This is a genomic window from Alistipes sp. UBA1686 (assembly GCF_002320215.1).
Taxonomy (GTDB): domain Bacteria; phylum Bacteroidota; class Bacteroidia; order Bacteroidales; family Rikenellaceae; genus Alistipes; species Alistipes onderdonkii.
This window is the reverse complement of record NZ_DCKA01000007.1, coordinates 1-17,160: the sequence shown is the minus strand read 5'-3', so window position 1 is coordinate 17,160 and position 17,160 is coordinate 1. Positions and strand designations below refer to the sequence as shown.

12 protein-coding genes and 1 tRNA gene are annotated in these 17,160 nt (G+C 61.5%); 11 read left to right on the top strand and 2 right to left on the bottom strand.

Annotated features, from left to right (window positions below):
- The first annotated feature begins 31 nt into the window (after positions 1-31).
- From B3C38_RS01650 to B3C38_RS01630, 5 genes are all read left to right on the top strand, one after another.
- Complete coding sequence (locus B3C38_RS01650; protein ID WP_022332860.1) at positions 32-418, top strand: response regulator; 387 nt, start codon at positions 32-34, stop codon at positions 416-418.
- A 90-nt stretch (positions 419-508) separates the two neighbouring features.
- Positions 509-2,596 (top strand): sensor histidine kinase, encoded by a 2,088-nt coding sequence (locus tag B3C38_RS01645; RefSeq protein ID WP_286724639.1) that lies wholly within the window; start codon positions 509-511, stop codon positions 2,594-2,596.
- On the top strand, positions 2,593-3,906 hold the full coding sequence (locus B3C38_RS01640; RefSeq protein WP_286724637.1) for a sensor histidine kinase: 1,314 nt from the start codon (positions 2,593-2,595) through the stop codon (positions 3,904-3,906). Before B3C38_RS01645 ends, B3C38_RS01640 begins: the two co-directional genes overlap by 4 nt.
- A 351-nt stretch (positions 3,907-4,257) precedes the next feature.
- Positions 4,258-7,398 (top strand): glycosyl hydrolase, encoded by a 3,141-nt coding sequence (locus tag B3C38_RS01635; RefSeq protein WP_286724635.1) that lies wholly within the window; start codon positions 4,258-4,260, stop codon positions 7,396-7,398.
- Between the two features lie 13 nt (positions 7,399-7,411).
- Complete coding sequence (locus B3C38_RS01630; RefSeq protein ID WP_286724633.1) at positions 7,412-8,821, top strand: L-fucose/L-arabinose isomerase family protein; 1,410 nt, start codon at positions 7,412-7,414, stop codon at positions 8,819-8,821.
- A 5-nt stretch (positions 8,822-8,826) separates the two neighbouring features.
- Here the strand turns inward: B3C38_RS01630 and B3C38_RS01625 are convergent, their stop codons facing one another.
- Positions 8,827-9,726, bottom strand: coding sequence for a helix-turn-helix domain-containing protein (locus B3C38_RS01625; protein ID WP_022332856.1), 900 nt, complete (start codon positions 9,724-9,726; stop codon positions 8,827-8,829).
- Positions 9,727-9,854: 128 nt separating this feature from the next.
- Positions 9,855-9,928: transfer RNA gene (locus B3C38_RS01620), tRNA-Arg, on the bottom strand.
- Positions 9,929-10,276: 348 nt separating this feature from the next.
- On the opposite strand from B3C38_RS01620, the gene B3C38_RS01615 reads away from it, so the two are divergent.
- The 6 genes from B3C38_RS01615 to ppdK form a co-directional block, all read left to right on the top strand.
- Complete coding sequence (locus tag B3C38_RS01615) at positions 10,277-10,828, top strand: 30S ribosomal protein S16 (RefSeq protein WP_286724629.1); 552 nt, start codon at positions 10,277-10,279, stop codon at positions 10,826-10,828.
- Between the two features lie 254 nt (positions 10,829-11,082).
- Positions 11,083-11,613 carry a ribosome maturation factor RimM gene (gene rimM, locus B3C38_RS01610; RefSeq protein WP_286724627.1) on the top strand — a complete coding sequence of 177 codons (531 nt, stop codon included), beginning with the start codon at positions 11,083-11,085 and terminating at the stop codon, positions 11,611-11,613.
- Positions 11,614-11,627: 14 nt separating this feature from the next.
- Positions 11,628-12,929 carry a tRNA 2-thiouridine(34) synthase MnmA gene (gene mnmA, locus B3C38_RS01605; protein ID WP_022332853.1) on the top strand — a complete coding sequence of 434 codons (1,302 nt, stop codon included), beginning with the start codon at positions 11,628-11,630 and terminating at the stop codon, positions 12,927-12,929.
- Between the two features lie 680 nt (positions 12,930-13,609).
- Positions 13,610-13,849: a helix-turn-helix domain-containing protein gene (locus B3C38_RS01600; RefSeq protein ID WP_018694950.1), complete on the top strand. Its 240-nt coding sequence runs from the start codon at positions 13,610-13,612 to the stop codon at positions 13,847-13,849.
- A 9-nt stretch (positions 13,850-13,858) separates the two neighbouring features.
- A complete protein-coding gene (locus B3C38_RS01595) occupies positions 13,859-14,812 on the top strand; it encodes a hypothetical protein (protein WP_286724620.1) in 954 nt (317 codons plus the stop codon).
- A 171-nt stretch (positions 14,813-14,983) separates the two neighbouring features.
- On the top strand, positions 14,984-17,160 hold a 2,177-nt coding region (ppdK, locus tag B3C38_RS01590; RefSeq protein WP_286724618.1), incomplete at its 3' end, for a pyruvate, phosphate dikinase.

Here is a 17,160-nt window from a genome sequence, read left to right as displayed (position 1 = left end):
TATATTTGCACTCGTCCCAACTGTAAAAACAATGACAGACAACAATCCAGATGCACGTAAACCGCTGATACTTATTGCGGAAGACGTTGAAAGCAATTACAAATTGCTGGAAATAATACTCAAAAAAGAGTATGAGCTGCTATGGGCGAAAAATGGCAGAGAGGCCGTCGACTATGCATTGGAGCATCATCCCGATGCCGTGTTGATGGACATCAAAATGCCTGTAATGGACGGTATCGAGGCACTCAAGGAGATACGCCGGCATACCACCCAATTACCCGTTATCATGCAGACCGCCTATGCCTTCGACACGGATCGCCGCATCGCCGAGGAAGCCGGATGCAACGGCTTTATTACCAAGCCGGTAATGCCCCGGGAGTTGAAAATGTATCTGGATATGAGCCTGAAAAAGGCATAAGATCCCCATAATTTTCCACAGAACGGAGCCGGACTTTTTGTCCGGCCCGTTTTTTTTACTACCTTAGTCCCAATTTTGCGTTACACCCACATGTCCCCTGTCCGCCTGCTTACATGCATCTACTGCGTCGTCTTCGGCACAGGAGTATCCCTTATGGCCGCACCGTCCTCCGTCACGGACAGCCTCCAGGGCAGACTGGCGCATACGTCCGATCCCCGCGAACGGGTGCAACTGCTGCTCAACCTCAAAGACCTGAACGAGGACACGCACCTCAACCTGCCTTATTCCATCCAGCTTTTCCGCGAAGCGGCGGCCATCCGCGACACCTACGCCATGTCGGTGTCCGTCATCCCGATCCTCAGCCGGTATTCGATTTACACCGAAAAGAAAGATACGCTCCGCTATTACGTACAGGCGCTCCGCGACCTGACTCCCGGCACACCCGAAGAGGGTGCCGACGCCTATGCAGAAATGTGCATCGGGTTCTACCGCCTGGGACACCAGTACGACCTTGCGGAGAACCTCAGGCTGGCACACGAGGTTTACGACTGGAGCAATACCCCGCCCGAAGAACCCGAGAACATCTACCAGCGCACCAAACGCCTGTTTCTGCGCGGCTATGCCAACATCACGCTCTGCTACTACGAAGGCGGAAACCAGCGGGCCTACATCCCGCAGACCGACACGTGGCGCGAAGCCTACGAACTGACGAGGCAAATGCCGAACCTCAATATCCGCAGGTGCTTCGCCAACATCATTTACTACGTGCTGAGCGGCGCCTACAACCAGAGCTACCGCCACGACGACCAGGTCGCGCTCACCAACGACCAGATCGCACTGCTCGACCGCTACTATTCCGCCGACAGCATCCTCGGGCGGCGCCCCTACCTCTACAAGGACAACAGCTACGTGCGGCCTTACCAGCAATTGCTGCAATGTGCGCTCAACATCCGCCGCAACGACTACGCAGCCTTGTACTTCAACGAGTTCCGCAACCGTATGCTCGCGGCCGAAGGGGAAAACCTGCTGCGCAACAAAAGCTACCTCTACGAAATGGGCTATCTCTGGAAAGCCAACACCGACGCCTATGCCGAAAGCATCCAGTATTCCGATTCGCTGATCCGCCTGATCGAGAGCGGCAAAGGCTATTTCAGCATGCTGCCCAACAAGGTCTACCAGGCCTACCGTGACCGCAGCATCCTGCTCACCAAGGCCAAGCGTTACCCGGAGGCTTTCGAGGCCTTCGGGCATACGATATTGGTGCAGGATTCGATCCTCACCGCCGAACGCCGCGAACGCCTCGAAACGATCCGCCGGCAACACGACCTGGACAAGCGCAAGTTGACCGAAACGCGGGCCTTGATCCGCAACCGCGCAGCCACGAGCCTCTCGATCGTCGTCATCGTGCTGCTGATGTCCGGCACGGGGATTTACCTCCTGCGGTCGCTGCTGCATAACCGCAGGCTGAAGGCCGACATCCTCCGCCACAGCCGCAAGGCCCAGGAGAGCGAACACATGAAATCGGTCTTCGTAAACACGATCTGCCGCGGCGTCGGCCCCGCATTCGACGCCATCGACACCGCAGCCTCGCGGCTGATGCTGTCGGACATCGGCGCAACCGAGCGGAACGCCTGCTGCGAATCCATCCGCGTCAACGCCGACCTGCTGCTTTCGGCGCTCGACAACATGCTCGAAGCCGCCAACCTCGACAGCCTGACCGAGGCCCTGCGGCTGGAGGAAACCAACATCGACGAGGTGTGCCGCGCCGAACTGCTCGCCGCTTCGCGGCTTAGCTGCAATCCCGGGGTGGCCTTCACGATCGAAGCCCCGGAGAACCCGGCCACCGTCCGCACGCATGCCAAATACTTTTCGTTCGTGGTACGCGCGCTGCTCGACAACGCCCGCAAATTCACCCGGGAAGGCGCCGTCACGCTCCGCTATGAAATAGGCCCGCGCCGCAACGAACTTCGGGTTACGGTGACCGACACGGGCTGCGGCATCCCGCCCGCAAAACGCAACGACATCTTCGGCCTGCCCTCCGACGACTCGAAGGCGACGCCGGGGCTGAGCCTCGCTTTATGCCGCCTGATCGCCCGGCACCTCTCGGGCAACATATCCCTCGACGAGGCATATACCGCCGGTGCACGTTTCATCTTCACAATCCCCGCCAAGCCATGAGCACGCGCCGACCGATACTCTTCCCGGCAATATGCCTGGCGCTCGCGATTTTCTGCGCCGCAACGGCGCAGCCGCTGCAACCCGAGGGCGACAACGAATTCGGGGGTACGCCCGGCATGCACCTTTTCCTGCAAAGCAGGTTCATCCGTACGCACCAGGCCGACCGGCTCCACTTCGCCCGCATGCGCCACTACCGCGAAGGTTATCTCGATGCCGTCGGGCACGGGGAGTACGCCAGGGCCCTGGCCTTCTCGGATTCGCTGATCCGCACCGCCGAACACCACCCCGTGGCCGGCGTGCACTTCACGGATTGCTACAAGGAACGGGCGGACATGTTCCGCAGGCTGCACCGCGACTCCGAGGCCTGCATGGCCTATGCCCGTGCCGTGAAGGTACGGGATTCGCTGCTGCGGCTCGAACAGAGCAAAGTCATCCGCGAGAAGCAGGAGTCGTACGAACTCGACCGGATGGCGCTCGACGCGGCGCTGCTTACGGCCCACCACCACAAAACTGCCCTGGCCTACGTTTCGCTCGCGCTGCTGGTGATCGCTGCGGTCGTCGGTGCGATCTATGTCGGCAACCGCCGTACCCGGCGACTGCAGAAGGAGTTACTCCTGCAAACGAAGCACGCCCACGAAAGCGAACTCAAAAAGGCCGCATTCGTCAACTCGGTCTGCCACGAAGTGCGTACGCCGCTCAACTGCATCATGGGATTCTCCGAGCTGCTCTGCGCCGAGGAGATCACCCCGGAGTCGCGCGCCCAATACTGCGAAATCATCCGGGACAACCGCCGCCAGCTGCGATTCCTGTTCGACGACATGCTCGAGGTGGCCTACCTCGAAAACCTGCACGCGCCGCTGCCGTGCCAGTATACGAACCTCTGCGCCGTATGCCAGGCGCAACTGCGGATCATGAAGGTGAGGTACCCCAAGCCTGGCATCGTTTACAAAGGCGCGATCCCGGTCGCGGAGATTGCGCTCAACACCAGCGACAAATACCTGACGATACTCATCTCGGCACTGCTCGGCAACGCCTATAAATTCACGCAGGAAGGCACGATCAGCCTCGAATGCGACCGTCTGGGCGACGACCGCGTCTTCGTCGCCGTCGCCGACACGGGCTGCGGCATCCCGCCCGAGAAGCACGGCTATGTCTTCGAGCGTTTCACCAAACTCGACCCCTTCAGCCAGGGCAACGGCCTCGGGCTCTACCTCTGCCGCCTGATCGTCACCCACCTGCACGGGGAGATATACATCGACTCCGGATACACGGGCGGGACGCGCATCGTCGCCATCCTGCCGCGCAGGTAACCCCGCCTGCATCCGCTGCCCCACACCCGCTGCCCGGCCGTGCGGGGCACCCGTCCCCGGCTCGCCGTGTTTTTTCCGCCGGCTTTCAGCGCCCCCACCGTTCTGCCGGATCCCCGGCCCTCTGATTCCCCGATTCCACAGTCCCCCGTTCCTAACGATCCCGCCTGCCCGGCCCGGCAGCATCCCGGCCATACCGTCTCTCCCTGCTCCGCATCCCGCCCCGAACCTCTCGGTTCGCCCGCGCCATCCTCCGCACGCTTTATCAGAAATGAAAAGTCGTTTATCAGGATTCGTTACCGCCCGAAGCGCATAACCTTTACCTTTGTAAAGCAAACACAATCCGGAACGACCATGAAAACCAAACCCTCCGCAATCAAAAGCCTGCTGGCGGCCGCCCTGGCGGCATCGTGCCTCGCCAGCTACGCCGCAGCCCCCCAGAAACGGGAAATGAAATTCGAGAAGCTCCGAAAGGAATTCGCCGATCCCCCGCGGGCATTCCGCCCGGCGCCCCTGTGGGTCTGGAACACGCGGGTCACCCGCGCCGACATCGACCGGATGCTGGGCGACTTCAAGGCGCAGGGCTTCGGCGGCGCCTTCGTCCACCCGCGGCCGGGGCTGGTCACCGAATACCTCTCCGACGAATGGTTCGACCTTTATAAATACAGTGTGGAAAAGGGGAAAGAACTGGGGCTCGACATCTGGATCTACGACGAAAACTCCTACCCGAGCGGCTTCGCAGGCGGACATGTTCCTGCACAGATGCCCGAATCCTACGACCAGGGCCAGGGGCTCGCGCTCACCAAAACCGCACTGCCCCCGGCCGATGCGGGAAAATACTTCCTCTGCCTGAAAAAGGAGGGCGGCACGTTCCGCGACATCACCGCCGACACGGGCCGCTACAAAGACGCCCCGGGCGAATACTACCTTTACGAAAAGACCTATTACGGCCGTTCGGGCTGGCACGGGGGTTACTCGTACGTCGACCTGCTGGTCGAGGGCGTCACCGAAAAATTCCTCGACATCACCATGGAAGGTTACGAAAAGACCTTCGGCAAGGAGCTGGGCCCGGTCATCAAGGGGCTTTTCTCCGACGAACCGTGCATTCCCAGTTCGGGCGGCGTGCGCTGGACGCCCGACCTGTTCGAAGTGTTCCGCAAACAGTGGGGCTACGACCTGACAACTTCGCTGCCCCTGCTCTCCGAGCAGACGGGCGACTGGAAACGGGTGCGCCACAACTACCTCGAAACGCTGACGCAAATGTTCGTAGACCGCTGGGCGAAGCCCATGTCGGCCTACTGCGACCGCAAGGGCATGCTCTGGACGGGGCACTACTGGGAACACGACTGGCCGAGCATGTACCAGGACGGCGACAATATGGCCATGTACGCGTGGCACCAGATGCCCGCCATCGACATGCTCTTCAACCAGTACAACGACCAGAGCCCGCAGGCGCAGTTCGGCAACGTCCGCGCCGTGAAAGAGCTGCGCAGCGCCGCCAACCAGACGGGGTGCGTACGCACGCTGAGCGAAACCTACGGCGGCGGGGGCTGGGACGAGACGTTCCGCGATTTCAAGCGGCTGGGCGACTGGGAATATGCGCTGGGCGTGAATTTCATGAACCAGCACCTCTCGCACATGACCATCGCCGGCGCCCGCAAATACGACTATCCCCCGGTCTTCACCCGCCTCTCGCCGTGGTGGGAGGACTACAAGGTGCTGAACGACTACTTCGCCCGCCTGTCACTCGTGCTCAGCCAGGGCGAACAGATGAACGACATCCTCGTCCTGGAACCGACCACGACGATCTGGCTCTACTACTCCTATGTCATGAACGACCCCCGCTGCATGGAGATCGGCAGCGCATTCCAGCGTTTCGTCACCACGCTCGAAAAGGCGCAGGCGGAATACGACCTGGGCTCGGAGCACATCATCAAGGATCGCGGCTCGGTCAGGGGCGGTAAATTCGTCGTCGGAAAACGCGCCTATGCGAAGGTCGTGATCCCGCCCATGACCGAGAACCTCAACGCCGGGACTTTCAGCCTCATCCGCCAATTCGTCGAGGCGGGCGGGCAACTGGTGCTCTTTGCCAAACCGACGCTCGTCGACGGGCGGCCCAGCCCCGAACTGGCGGATTTCCTCGACCGCAACGCCTCCCGGATACGCCGTTACGCGGCACTGGACGGTAAGGCGATCGCCGAATCGTTCGCGGACGACAGGATCCGTTTTTGCAACGTCACGGGCAACGACCTCTACCACCAGCGGCGCAGCTACGAGGACGGGGAGCTCCTGTTCCTGGTCAACTCCTCGCTAAGCGACACCGCCACGGGCAGCGTCGGCCTCCCGGCCGGGGAGCTGGTCGAGCTGGACGCCGTCTCGGGCGACATGCGTCCCTACCCGCACACCGCCGACGGGAAAAGCGTCGGGGCGGACTTCAGCCTGCCGCCCGCCGGGAGCCTCCTGCTCTTCGCCCCGGCTTCGGGCCGGAGCGCCCTTGCACGTACCTCCCGGGCGGCATCCGGCACCGAAACACAGCCAGCAGGGAGCACCAAGCTGGAGCCCGCCGGCCCGCTGGAGGTCACCCGCCTGAAAGACAACGTCCTCAACCTCGATTTCTGCGACCTGACGGTCGACGGGCGCACCGAGCGCAACCTCTACACGTTCGAGGCGTGCAACAAACTCTTCAACCATTGCTACGGGACAGGCAACCCGTGGGACTCGGCCATCCAGTACAGGCAGACTATCGTCGAACGCGACACGCTGACCACGGGCGACATCCGCGTAAGCTACCACTTCGTCGTGGCCGGGGACTTCGACACGCGCGGCATGAAGCTGGTCGCCGAACAACCCGGCATCTGGAACGTGACGTTCAACGGCACGCCCGTCGAAGCCGCGGCGCCCGACACGCTGCTCGACAGCCGCTTCGGGATCTACCCCGTAGGCAATCTGGTGCGGCGGGGGACGAACACCGTCGAACTGAGCGTCTCGCCCATGAGCATCTATGCCGAAATAGCCCCCATCTACCTTTTCGGCGACTTCGTGCTCGAATCGGCCGGGGCGGGATGGATCGTCCGCGAACCCGCCGGGAAACCGGCCTTGGGAAGCTGGAAACGGCAGGGGCTCCCCTTCTATTCGTGGGACATGGCCTACGGCCGGGACTACGACATCGACGACCCCGCGGCCGGTTACACGCTCCGGCTGAGAGCCTGGGAAGGGACGCTCGCACGGGTCTGCGTGAACGGCCGCAAAGCGGGCATCATCGCCTGGCAGCCCTATGCGTTCGACCTCACGCCCTACCTGCGCAAGGGACGCAACCGCGTCGAAGTGCATGTGGTGGGCAGCCTGAAAAACCTCTTCGGCCCCCATTACAGCGCCGACAAGGGCATCGCAGGCCCGTGGCACTGGAACAATGTGCCCAAACAGCTGCCCGGCAGCGACTACGACCAGCGGGACTACGGCCTGCTGGAAGATTTCGAAATCGTCATGACAAAATAACGGATCACAAACCATGAAAATAGGATTGATCGCAGTAGGGCTGAACACCTACTGGCACCAGTTCGGCGGACTGCGCGAAAGGCTCGACGGCTACCGCAACGCCATAAAGGAAAAAATGGAAGCCTACGGCGGGCAGATCGTCGCCGACGCAGGCATGGTCGACGACGTGGACAAGGCTCACGCAGCCGCGGCCCTTTTCAGGCGCGACGAAGCCGAAGTGCTGTTCATCTTCATCTCGACCTACGCCCTTTCGTCCACGCTCATCCCCTTCCTCGGGGAGGGCATCCCGGTCGTGCTGCTCAACCTGCAACCCGCCCCGGCCATCGACTACGCCCGGCTCAACGGCATGTCCGACCGCGGGGAGATGACGGGCGAGTGGCTTGCCAACTGCCAGGCCTGTTCGCTGCCCGAATTCTGTTCGGTATTCAACCGCGCCGGCACCAAATACGACGTGGTGACGGGCTACCTCGACGACGCGCAGGCCTGGGCCGAGATCTACGGGTGGATCGACGCGGCGAAGGTCGCCTCCGGCATGCGCCGCAACCGCATGGGGCTGCTGGGCAACTACTACGGCGGCATGGTCGACGTCTACTCCGACCTCAGGCTGCAGAGCACCGTCTTCGGCACCCATGCCGAAATCCTGGAGATGTGCGAACTGCACGAATTCCGCCGCTCGGTGACGCAGCGCGAGGCCGACGCGAGGGTCGCCGCGTTCGGCGAGGCGTTCGTCATCGACGAGGGCTGCACGCGGGAGGAACTCGAGCGCGCCGCACGCACTTCCGTAGCGCTGGACAAGCTCGCAGAGGCGCATCGACTGGGTTCCCTGGCCTACTACTACGCGGGGGCGGCGGGCAACGCCTACGAAGACATCGTCACGTCGGTCATCGCCGGCAACACGCTGCTGACGGGGCGCGGCATCCCCGTGGCGGGCGAATACGAGGTGAAAAACGTGCAGGCCATGAAAATCATGTCGCTGCTGGGCGCCGGGGGTTGTTTCTCGGAATTCTACGGCATGGACTTCACCGACGACGTCATCCTGCTGGGGCACGACGGCCCGGCGCATTTCCTGCTCGGCGAAGAGAAAGCCCGCCTGGTACCGCTTCCCGTTTACCACGGCAAACCCGGCAAGGGGCTGTCGATCCAGATGTCCGTGAAACACGGCCTGGTGACGCTCCTGTCGGTGGTCGAAGGACGCGACGGGATTTCGTTCCTGCTGGCCGAAGGCGAATCGGTGCCGGGCCCCGTGCTGAACATCGGCAACATCAACAGCCGTTACAGGTTCCCGCTTCCCGCACGGGAATTCATCGACCGCTGGAGCAAGGCGGGGCCTTCGCACCACTGCGCCATCGGTGTGGGACATGTCGCCGGAGCGATTCGCAAATACGCCGCGCTGCTCGGAATCCCGGTGACGGTCGTCTGCTGAGGGGGTTACCGCCCGGGCTGCCTCCGCTCGCGGCGGTACTGCTGGGGCGGGACGCCCTCCCTTTTGCGGAAGAAGGTGGAAAAGTGGCTCGGGGTCTCGAACCGGAGCCTGTATGCGATCTCCGCGACGGTGAGCTCCGTCGTATCGAGCAGCTCTTTGGCACGCAGGAACCGGATCTGCGAGAGATATTGCGCAGGCGAGGTATCGGCATACTGCCGGAACATCTTGCGGAACCACGAATAGCTGACCGACAGGCGTTCGGCGATCCCCTGCGGCGTGAGGCCGTCCTCGACCTCGCGCTTCATGATCGCGCGCGCCTCGTCGATCTTGCGGATGGCCAGCGAATCGTCGAACAGAATATTCCGGTGCTTGTAGTAGACCGACCCCAGCAGGAACTGCACGATCCCCGCCGCGACCTGCTGGTAACCGGCCTGTTCCCGGAGCGCATAGCCGACGATCTCCTCGTACATGCCGATGATCGTCTGGCTGAACCCCAAGTCGAATACCGGGCTGCGCGGCGAAAAGAACCCGTTGGCGACCTGCGCATCGACGCTGCCGCCCCGGAATCCCACCCAATGTTCGAACCACCCGGTAGCCCTGTCGGGCTCGTAGGTATGCCACTCCCCGGGGAAGAGCAGGATCATCGTCCCGGCCCTGATCCGCTGGCGGCGGCACGAACGGGACTCGAAATAGCCCTCCCCGCGCGATATGTAGACCAACTGGTACTCCTTCAGGACGCGCCCCTTGCCGGGATCGAAAATATGGGACTCGGGATGCTGCGCCTGCGGGTAGGAGCTGTGCGCCGCGACCGCCTGGTACCCGGCCGTGGTGACGACCAGCCCCCACGCCTCGTCGTTGCGGCTGATGTTGAGATACTTTATGTTGCAGCCCGGTAGCGGTTCCATGCCTGAAAATATCGGATTCGACCCAAATTTACGAAAAAGTCCGCAGGAGGCCAAACCCGGCGAAGGAAGATGCGGGCGGGAAAACGAAAAGGGAGCCCGGATTCGATTCCAGCGCTCCCTTTTCCGGGTGATTCCGGCGCGGTTCGAACGCGCGACCCGCAGCTTAGAAGGCTGCTGCTCTATCCAACTGAGCTACGGAACCATCGGCAAAACCGCACCCTGCGGTGACGATTTGCGCCGCAAAGATAGGAATTTTTTTCACAACAGCCCCCGGCTGAACGAAAAATATCACTTCCCGCAGGGATGCAACGGCCTGCAACCCCGCGGGAACCCGATTAGGGGCACGACCCTGCCCCGCCACAAGCCCGCCCTTTTTCCGGCAGTTCCCGCCGCGGCCCGCCATGCACCGTATCCGGCAGAAAAACAGCCTGTCGCACCGATTTTTCGGCGAATTATTTTGCCGGGCGGAATATTTTGTCTACATTTGCAGGCTTAAAAGCCCAAAGTGGGTGAGCGTTTTTTAATTAATTACAACAAAATTTTATAGCAAATGGCTGTTAAAATTCGTCTGGCACGCCACGGTAAGAAAGGTTTTGCTTTCTACCACATCGTTGCCGCAGATAGCAGAGCGCCACGTGATGGTAAATTCATCGAAAAGTTGGGAACCTACAATCCCAACACGAATCCTGCTACGATCGACCTCGACTTCGAGAAAGCATTGGGTTGGTTACAGAAAGGCGCACAACCTACGGATACTTGTCGGGCCATCCTCTCGTACAAGGGCGTATTATACAAGAAGCACCTGTTAGGCGGTGTCGCCAAGGGCGCATTCTCGGAGACCGAAGCCGAAGCCCGCTTCAACAAATGGCTGAGCGAGAAGGCCGGCAAGATCGAGGCCAAGAGCAACAAGCTCGCCACGGATGCCAAGTCGGCCGAGAAAGCACGCCTGGCTGCCGAAGCCAAAATCAAGGAGGAGCGCGCAAAGGCCATCGCCGAGAAGCAGGCCGCTGCCGCAGCTGCCGCCAAAGAGGCCGAGGAGGCCGCCGCCGAAGCTGCCGAGGCTCCCGCAGAGGGCGCAGCAGAGGCTCCTGCCGCAGAATAACACCAGGAAAGCTTCTTTCCGGAATCCCGGTAAATTTCCCGCAACGGGAGGTTTACCGGTTTTTTTCATTACTTTTGCAGATAGTTCCCATGCGGGCGCATCCCGTGCGGGAATCGTCCGGCAAGGCACAGCGAGGCGCTGCACGGCACGACGAGGCGGCAGCACAGCGGGGCCGGGTGTAACGGAGCGGCCGGGATACCCGCGTCCCCCGTTCCGCACCGCGATACGGACATAAGAGAAAAAAACGAACCGATATGAGCGTTACTATTCCCGCAGGCAGGATCAACAGGCTTTTCGGCACCGACGGCGGTGTGATGCTGTCGCTCTATGCCGATTTCCCGGAGGAATTCGATACCGGCACCCCGCTGCTGGTCACGATCGACGCCCTCGAGGTGCCGCTCTACTGCGAGCGCTTCGAACGCCGCGGCACCTCGGGCGCCGTGGCCTCATTCGCCGATTTCGACACCGAGCGCCGGGCTCAGGAACTCGTCGGGCTTGAATTCCGTATCGAATGCGACGAGGACGAAGACGACGAATTCTACCTGGAAGACCTGATCGGCTTCGCCGTGACCTGCACCGAAGCGGGCGCGGACGGCGCAAAGGGAGCGGCCGCCTTCACGGGTTCGGTCACGGACTACTACGACAGCGACGCCAACCCGCTTTTCGAGCTGGAGATCGGCGGCCGCACGGTGCTCGTCCCCGCCGCCGAGGAGTTCATCGCCCATATCGACTTCGGGGGGCGCACGATGAAACTGGTGCTGCCCGAAGGGCTGCTCGACCTGTAAATAACAATATTACTATGGCACGTGTCGTAATCGGACTTTCGGGCGGCGTGGATTCATCGGTCGCCGCATACCTGCTCAAACAGCAGGGGCATGACGTCGTGGGGTTGTTCATGATCAACTGGCACGATACGACGGGAACGCTCGAGGGCGACTGCCCGTGGCACGACGACCGCGTCTTCGCCGAACTGGTCGCCAAAAAACTGGACATCCCGCTGCACGTCGTCGACCTCTCGGCGGACTACCGCACCCGCGTGGTCGATTACATGTTCTCGGAATACGAAAAGGGACGCACGCCCAACCCCGACGTGCTGTGCAACCGCGAAATCAAATTCGACGTCTTCCTGCGCGAAGCGCTCCGGCTGGGCGCCGATTTCGTCGCCACGGGGCACTACTGCCGCAAGGCCGAGGAGACGCTCCCCGACGGACGAACAATCTATAAACTCCTCGCGGGCACCGACCCCAACAAGGATCAGAGCTACTTCCTCTGCCAGCTCTCGCAGGAACAGCTGCGCTACGCCCTGTTCCCCGTCGGCGATCTGCTCAAACCCGAGGTGCGGCGCATCGCCGCCGAGCAGGGGCTCGCCACGGCCAAGCGCAAGGATTCGCAGGGCATCTGCTTCGTGGGCAAGGTCGACCTTCCGGCCTTCCTGCAACAGAAGCTGGCCTCGAAAAGGGGTAATGTCCACGAGATACTCCCCACGTGGCCGAAATACGGCCCCAAGGCCCGAATCCCGGCGGGCACACCCGATGCCGGACAAGCAATCCCCGCCCCGGCATCCCCGGCCGCCGGACGCCCGGACGGGGATCCCCACTCCCCGGGCGGACAGCACGCGGCCGACGTACCCCCCACAACCGAACAGCTCGCAGCACTGGCCGCCCCGTGGCGCTACACCGTCCGCGACGGCAAGAAGATCGGCGAGCACGGCGGGGCGCACTTCTACACCATCGGCCAGCGCAAGGGACTCGGCATCGGCGGGCGCAAGGAATCGCTGTTCATCCTCGCCACCGACACCGTACAGAACGTCATCTATGTCGGCGAAGGCGACAGCCACCCCGGCCTGTGGCGACAGGCACTGCATATCGCCCCCCGCGAGATACACTGGGTCAACCCCGCGCGCACGATGCCGGCAGGCCATAGCGCCCGCTTCAGCGTCCGCATCCGCTACCGCCAGCCCTTGCAGGAGGCCACGCTCTTCGTCCGCGACCAGGGAGCCTACATCCTCTTCGACACCCCCCAGCGGGGCATCACACCGGGGCAGTTCGCCGCATGGTACGACGGCGACGAACTGGTCGGTTCGGGGATAATCTCGGAATAGTTTTTCCGATCCCAGCCCCCTCCGAAAAACGGTTTCAAGCCCCCTGCCGGACAGGCGCGGCGTATATTGCCGCTTTTCCTAAGCATAGATTTGTCTTTTCTCAAAAGGCAAATACGTACCTTTTGGTGGCAAAAGGTACCCAAAACCATCCGCATGCCGTTTTCGCGGGAGCAACTGCGGAGCCTCGCTGAACGGGCACGAAAGACTGCGCTTTTCGCACGCCCGTTCCGGGCGCTCGGCGCCGCAGCCGCTCTTTATCCGCTGCAAACGAAATGCGGAAAATCCTGCTGTCCGGAATTCTCGCTGTGCGGCAAAAAACAGAGAAACACGATAACAAAAATCCCGACTTGATGCCGGAGCCGTCGGCGGACGGCGGACTAAAAGCGCGAGAAACGGGGCAGGTTTGCTTGCAAACCCGCGATTAGGCGCCCGTTTCCAGCGTTAGGACGCCAAGAGCAGGCGAAGCATCCGTCGGAGAGTTTTTGGTACTTTTTGCGGAAAAAAGTACATGTTGGAACCAAAAGAATCGTATACATTTCCCCTCCAAAGATACCAAAAACAAAAATTCCGGCACAAAGGCCGTAGTACACCGGCTTAATAACTACCTATACATAGGCAAATTTAAGTTATAACTATACTTTCACAATGGCATAATTTTTAGTTTTACATCATCTAAACAGATGCTTGTGAAACCGAAAAGTGCTTTCGACATATACGTCAGTGCCGCAGTTCGCAAAGAGCGGATGGCTCAACGTGTTTCACAGGCCACATTGGCTTATGGTATAGGAGTAAGCGACGGATTCATTTCACAAGTTGAAAGCCCGAAAAATCCTTCAAAATACAACCTCAACCATATCAACGAGATCGCCCGGTTCCTGGGCTGCTCGCCGCGCAAGTTCCTGCCCGAGGAGCCGTTATAACCCCGGCCTATGTCGCTGCGCCGCATCATAACCGCCCTCGCCGCAACCGGCCACGCACGCCCCGTCCCGGGCAGCCGGGCTTTACGCGCCTTGCAACGGCTGCCACGCATCATAACCGCCCTGCTGCTCTTCCTGGCAGGCATCCCCGCCCATGCACAACCGCGCACGGGCATCGTCTACTGGGATCTCGACCACCTCTACGACACTGTCCCCGCCCTGTTCTACAATGACACCGACTACACGCCCTCGGGACGCCTGGCGTGGGACACGGAGCGCTACCGCCGCAAGATACGCCATACGGCGGCCGTCATCGACTCTATGCGCATGCCGCTCGTGGCGCTGTGGGGCGTCGAGAACGAAGCCGTCGTCCGCGACATCGCAGCCGCCTGCGAGGGCGATTACAGCTACCTGCACCGCACGCTCAACTCCCTCGACGGCATGGATTTCGCACTGCTCTATTACGGCGACCTCTTCGAGCCCCACTACGACGAGCCGGGGCGCCGCTACCTCTACATCGAGGGCCTCCTCTACCGCCGCGGCAAACCCATGCGGCAAGGATCCGGTCGCGTCGTCCGCCCCACGCGCACCGACACCATAGGGCTCGTGCTGTGCAGCGACACCCGCATGGCCGAATGGGTCGTCCGCGACCTGCGCGAAGAGCGCCCCGGGGTGAAGCTGCTCGTCGCGGGACGCACCTCGTCGCTCGCCCCCGGAGCCTTCGGGCTGCGCGACGCACTGGAGCGCCCGGCACGGCTCGGGCGGGGCAACGTCCGCCGCCGGGGCGGCTGGCAGATGCGCGACCGCATTCTGGCCGACACGGCGCTCCGCACCTCGGCGGGCGATGTCTATGCGCGCCGTTATCTGATTGACCCCAAGACGGGTACCCCGCTTCCGACCTACGAAAAAAGGCGGTACAGGGGCGGCTACGGCTACGCCCTGCCGGTATTCGTTTACTTGGAGTAGATTTTTTTGGAATTCCGGAAAAGTTTTTATATATTCGCATTCCCAACGGCGAATATGAATTCTTTGACGAGGCGGTAACAGGAATGTCACCGCAATTTTCGTCTGTGAAAAGCAGCGAGTTGACAAAAAATTTATAAATTTATATACCAATTAAATTAACCAGGAAAAATTATGGCAGACGTTAAACGAGTCTACACCTTCGGCAACAAGGAAGCCGAAGGCAACGGCAAAATGCGTGAGCTGCTCGGCGGCAAGGGTGCGAACCTCGCGGAGATGAACCTCATCGGCATCCCCGTCCCCCCGGGCTTCACGATCACCACGGAAGTATGTTCCGAATATTACGCCCACGGCAAGGAGGCCGTGATCCAGATGCTCCGTCCCGAAGTGGAGAAGGCGATGAAAAATATCGAAAAGCTCACCGGGATGAAATTCGGCGACAAGGAGATGCCGCTGCTGGTGTCAGTACGCTCGGGTGCCCGCGCTTCGATGCCCGGCATGATGGACACGATCCTCAACCTGGGTATGAACGACCAGGCCGTGGAAGCCGTCGCCAAGCGTACGGGCAACCCCCGTTTCGCATGGGACTCGTACCGCCGTTTCGTACAGATGTACGGCGACGTGGTGCTGGGCATGAAACCCGAATCGAAAGAAGACCACGACCCGTTCGAGGTACTCATCGAGGAGCAGAAGCACAAGCGCGGCGTGAAGAACGACACCGACCTGACGACCGACGACCTGAAGGAGCTGGTCAGGAACTTCAAGGCTGCCGTCAAGAAGCAGACCGGCGAGGATTTCCCGGCATGCCCGTGGGATCAGCTCTGGGGCGCCGTATGCGCCGTATTCGGTTCGTGGATGAACGACCGTGCCATCCTCTACCGCAAGCTCAACAACATCCCCGCCGAATGGGGAACGGCCGTAACGGTACAGGCCATGGTATTCGGCAACATGGGCAGCAACTCGGCCACGGGCGTAGCCTTCTCGCGCAACGCCGCGACGGGTGAAAACCTCTTCAACGGCGAATACCTCATCAATGCCCAGGGCGAGGACGTCGTGGCCGGCATCCGCACCCCGCAGCAGATCACCCTCGAAGGGTCGAAGCGCTGGGCGGCCGCACAGAACATCTCCGAGGAAGACCGCCGCACGAAATACCCCTCGCTCGAAGAGGTCATGCCGGTGGTTTACAAGGAACTCGATGAGATCCAGCACCACCTGGAGCAGTATTTCAAGGACATGCAGGACATCGAGTTCACGATCCAGGACGGCAAGTTGTGGATGCTCCAGTGCCGCAACGGCAAACGCACCGGTGCGGCCATGGTCAAGATCGCGATGGACATGCTCCGCGAAGGGCTGATCGACGAACGCACGGCCGTGCTTCGCTGCGAGCCCGCGAAACTCGACGAGCTGCTCCACCCCGTATTCGACAAGAAGGCCATCACCAATGCACAGGTCATCACCAAGGGCCTTCCCGCATCGCCGGGCGCCGCGACGGGCCCCGTGGTATTCTTCGCCGAAGATGCCGAGAAAACCCTCGCCCAAACCGGTCAGAAAGCGATCCTCGTGCGCATCGAAACTTCTCCCGAAGACCTCAAGGGCATGCTCGACGCCGCCGGCATCCTCACCGCCCGCGGCGGTATGACCTCGCATGCGGCCGTCGTCGCACGCGGCATGGGCAAATGCTGCGTATCGGGCGCCGGGGAGCTGGAAATCGACTATAAAACCCGCACGATCAAAGTCAACGGCTTCACCGTCAAGGAGGGCGACTGGATCTCGCTCAACGGTTCGACGGGCGAAGTTTACCTGGGACAGGTAGCCACGATGGCCGCCGACCTGAGCGGAGACTTCGGCCAGCTGATGGATCTGGCAGGCAAATACGCCGTGCTGAAAGTCCGCGCCAACGCCGACACGCCGAAGGATGCCGCACAGGCATTCGGATTCGGCGCCGAGGGCATCGGCCTCTGCCGCACGGAGCACATGTTCTTCGAGGGCGACCGCATCAAGGCTTTCCGCGAGATGATCCTCGCCGACGACGAGGCCGGACGCCGCGTGGCACTGGCCAAGTTGCTGCCCATCCAGCGCGGAGACTTCGAAGGCCTGTTCAAGGCCATGAACGGCTTCCCCGTGACCGTCCGCCTGCTCGACCCGCCCCTGCACGAGTTCGTGCCGCACGACGAGAAAGGCCAGAAGGAGATGGCCCGTGAGATGGACGTCCCCCTCCAGAAGATCGTCGCCAAGGTCGAGTCGCTGGCCGAGTTCAACCCCATGCTGGGACACCGCGGCTGCCGCCTGGGCAACACCTACCCCGAGATCACCGAGATGCAGGCACGCGCCATCATCGAGGCGGCCATGAA

Coding starts and splice junctions, on each gene's coding strand:
- B3C38_RS01650 (WP_022332860.1), top strand. CDS start 32: ATGACAGACAACAATCCAGATGCACGTAAACCGCTGATACTTATTGCG.
- B3C38_RS01645 (WP_286724639.1), top strand. CDS start 509: ATGTCCCCTGTCCGCCTGCTTACATGCATCTACTGCGTCGTCTTCGGC.
- B3C38_RS01640 (WP_286724637.1), top strand. CDS start 2,593: ATGAGCACGCGCCGACCGATACTCTTCCCGGCAATATGCCTGGCGCTC.
- B3C38_RS01635 (WP_286724635.1), top strand. CDS start 4,258: ATGAAAACCAAACCCTCCGCAATCAAAAGCCTGCTGGCGGCCGCCCTG.
- B3C38_RS01630 (WP_286724633.1), top strand. CDS start 7,412: ATGAAAATAGGATTGATCGCAGTAGGGCTGAACACCTACTGGCACCAG.
- B3C38_RS01625 (WP_022332856.1), bottom strand. CDS start 9,726: ATGGAACCGCTACCGGGCTGCAACATAAAGTATCTCAACATCAGCCGC.
- B3C38_RS01615 (WP_286724629.1), top strand. CDS start 10,277: ATGGCTGTTAAAATTCGTCTGGCACGCCACGGTAAGAAAGGTTTTGCT.
- rimM (WP_286724627.1), top strand. CDS start 11,083: ATGAGCGTTACTATTCCCGCAGGCAGGATCAACAGGCTTTTCGGCACC.
- mnmA (WP_022332853.1), top strand. CDS start 11,628: ATGGCACGTGTCGTAATCGGACTTTCGGGCGGCGTGGATTCATCGGTC.
- B3C38_RS01600 (WP_018694950.1), top strand. CDS start 13,610: ATGCTTGTGAAACCGAAAAGTGCTTTCGACATATACGTCAGTGCCGCA.
- B3C38_RS01595 (WP_286724620.1), top strand. CDS start 13,859: ATGTCGCTGCGCCGCATCATAACCGCCCTCGCCGCAACCGGCCACGCA.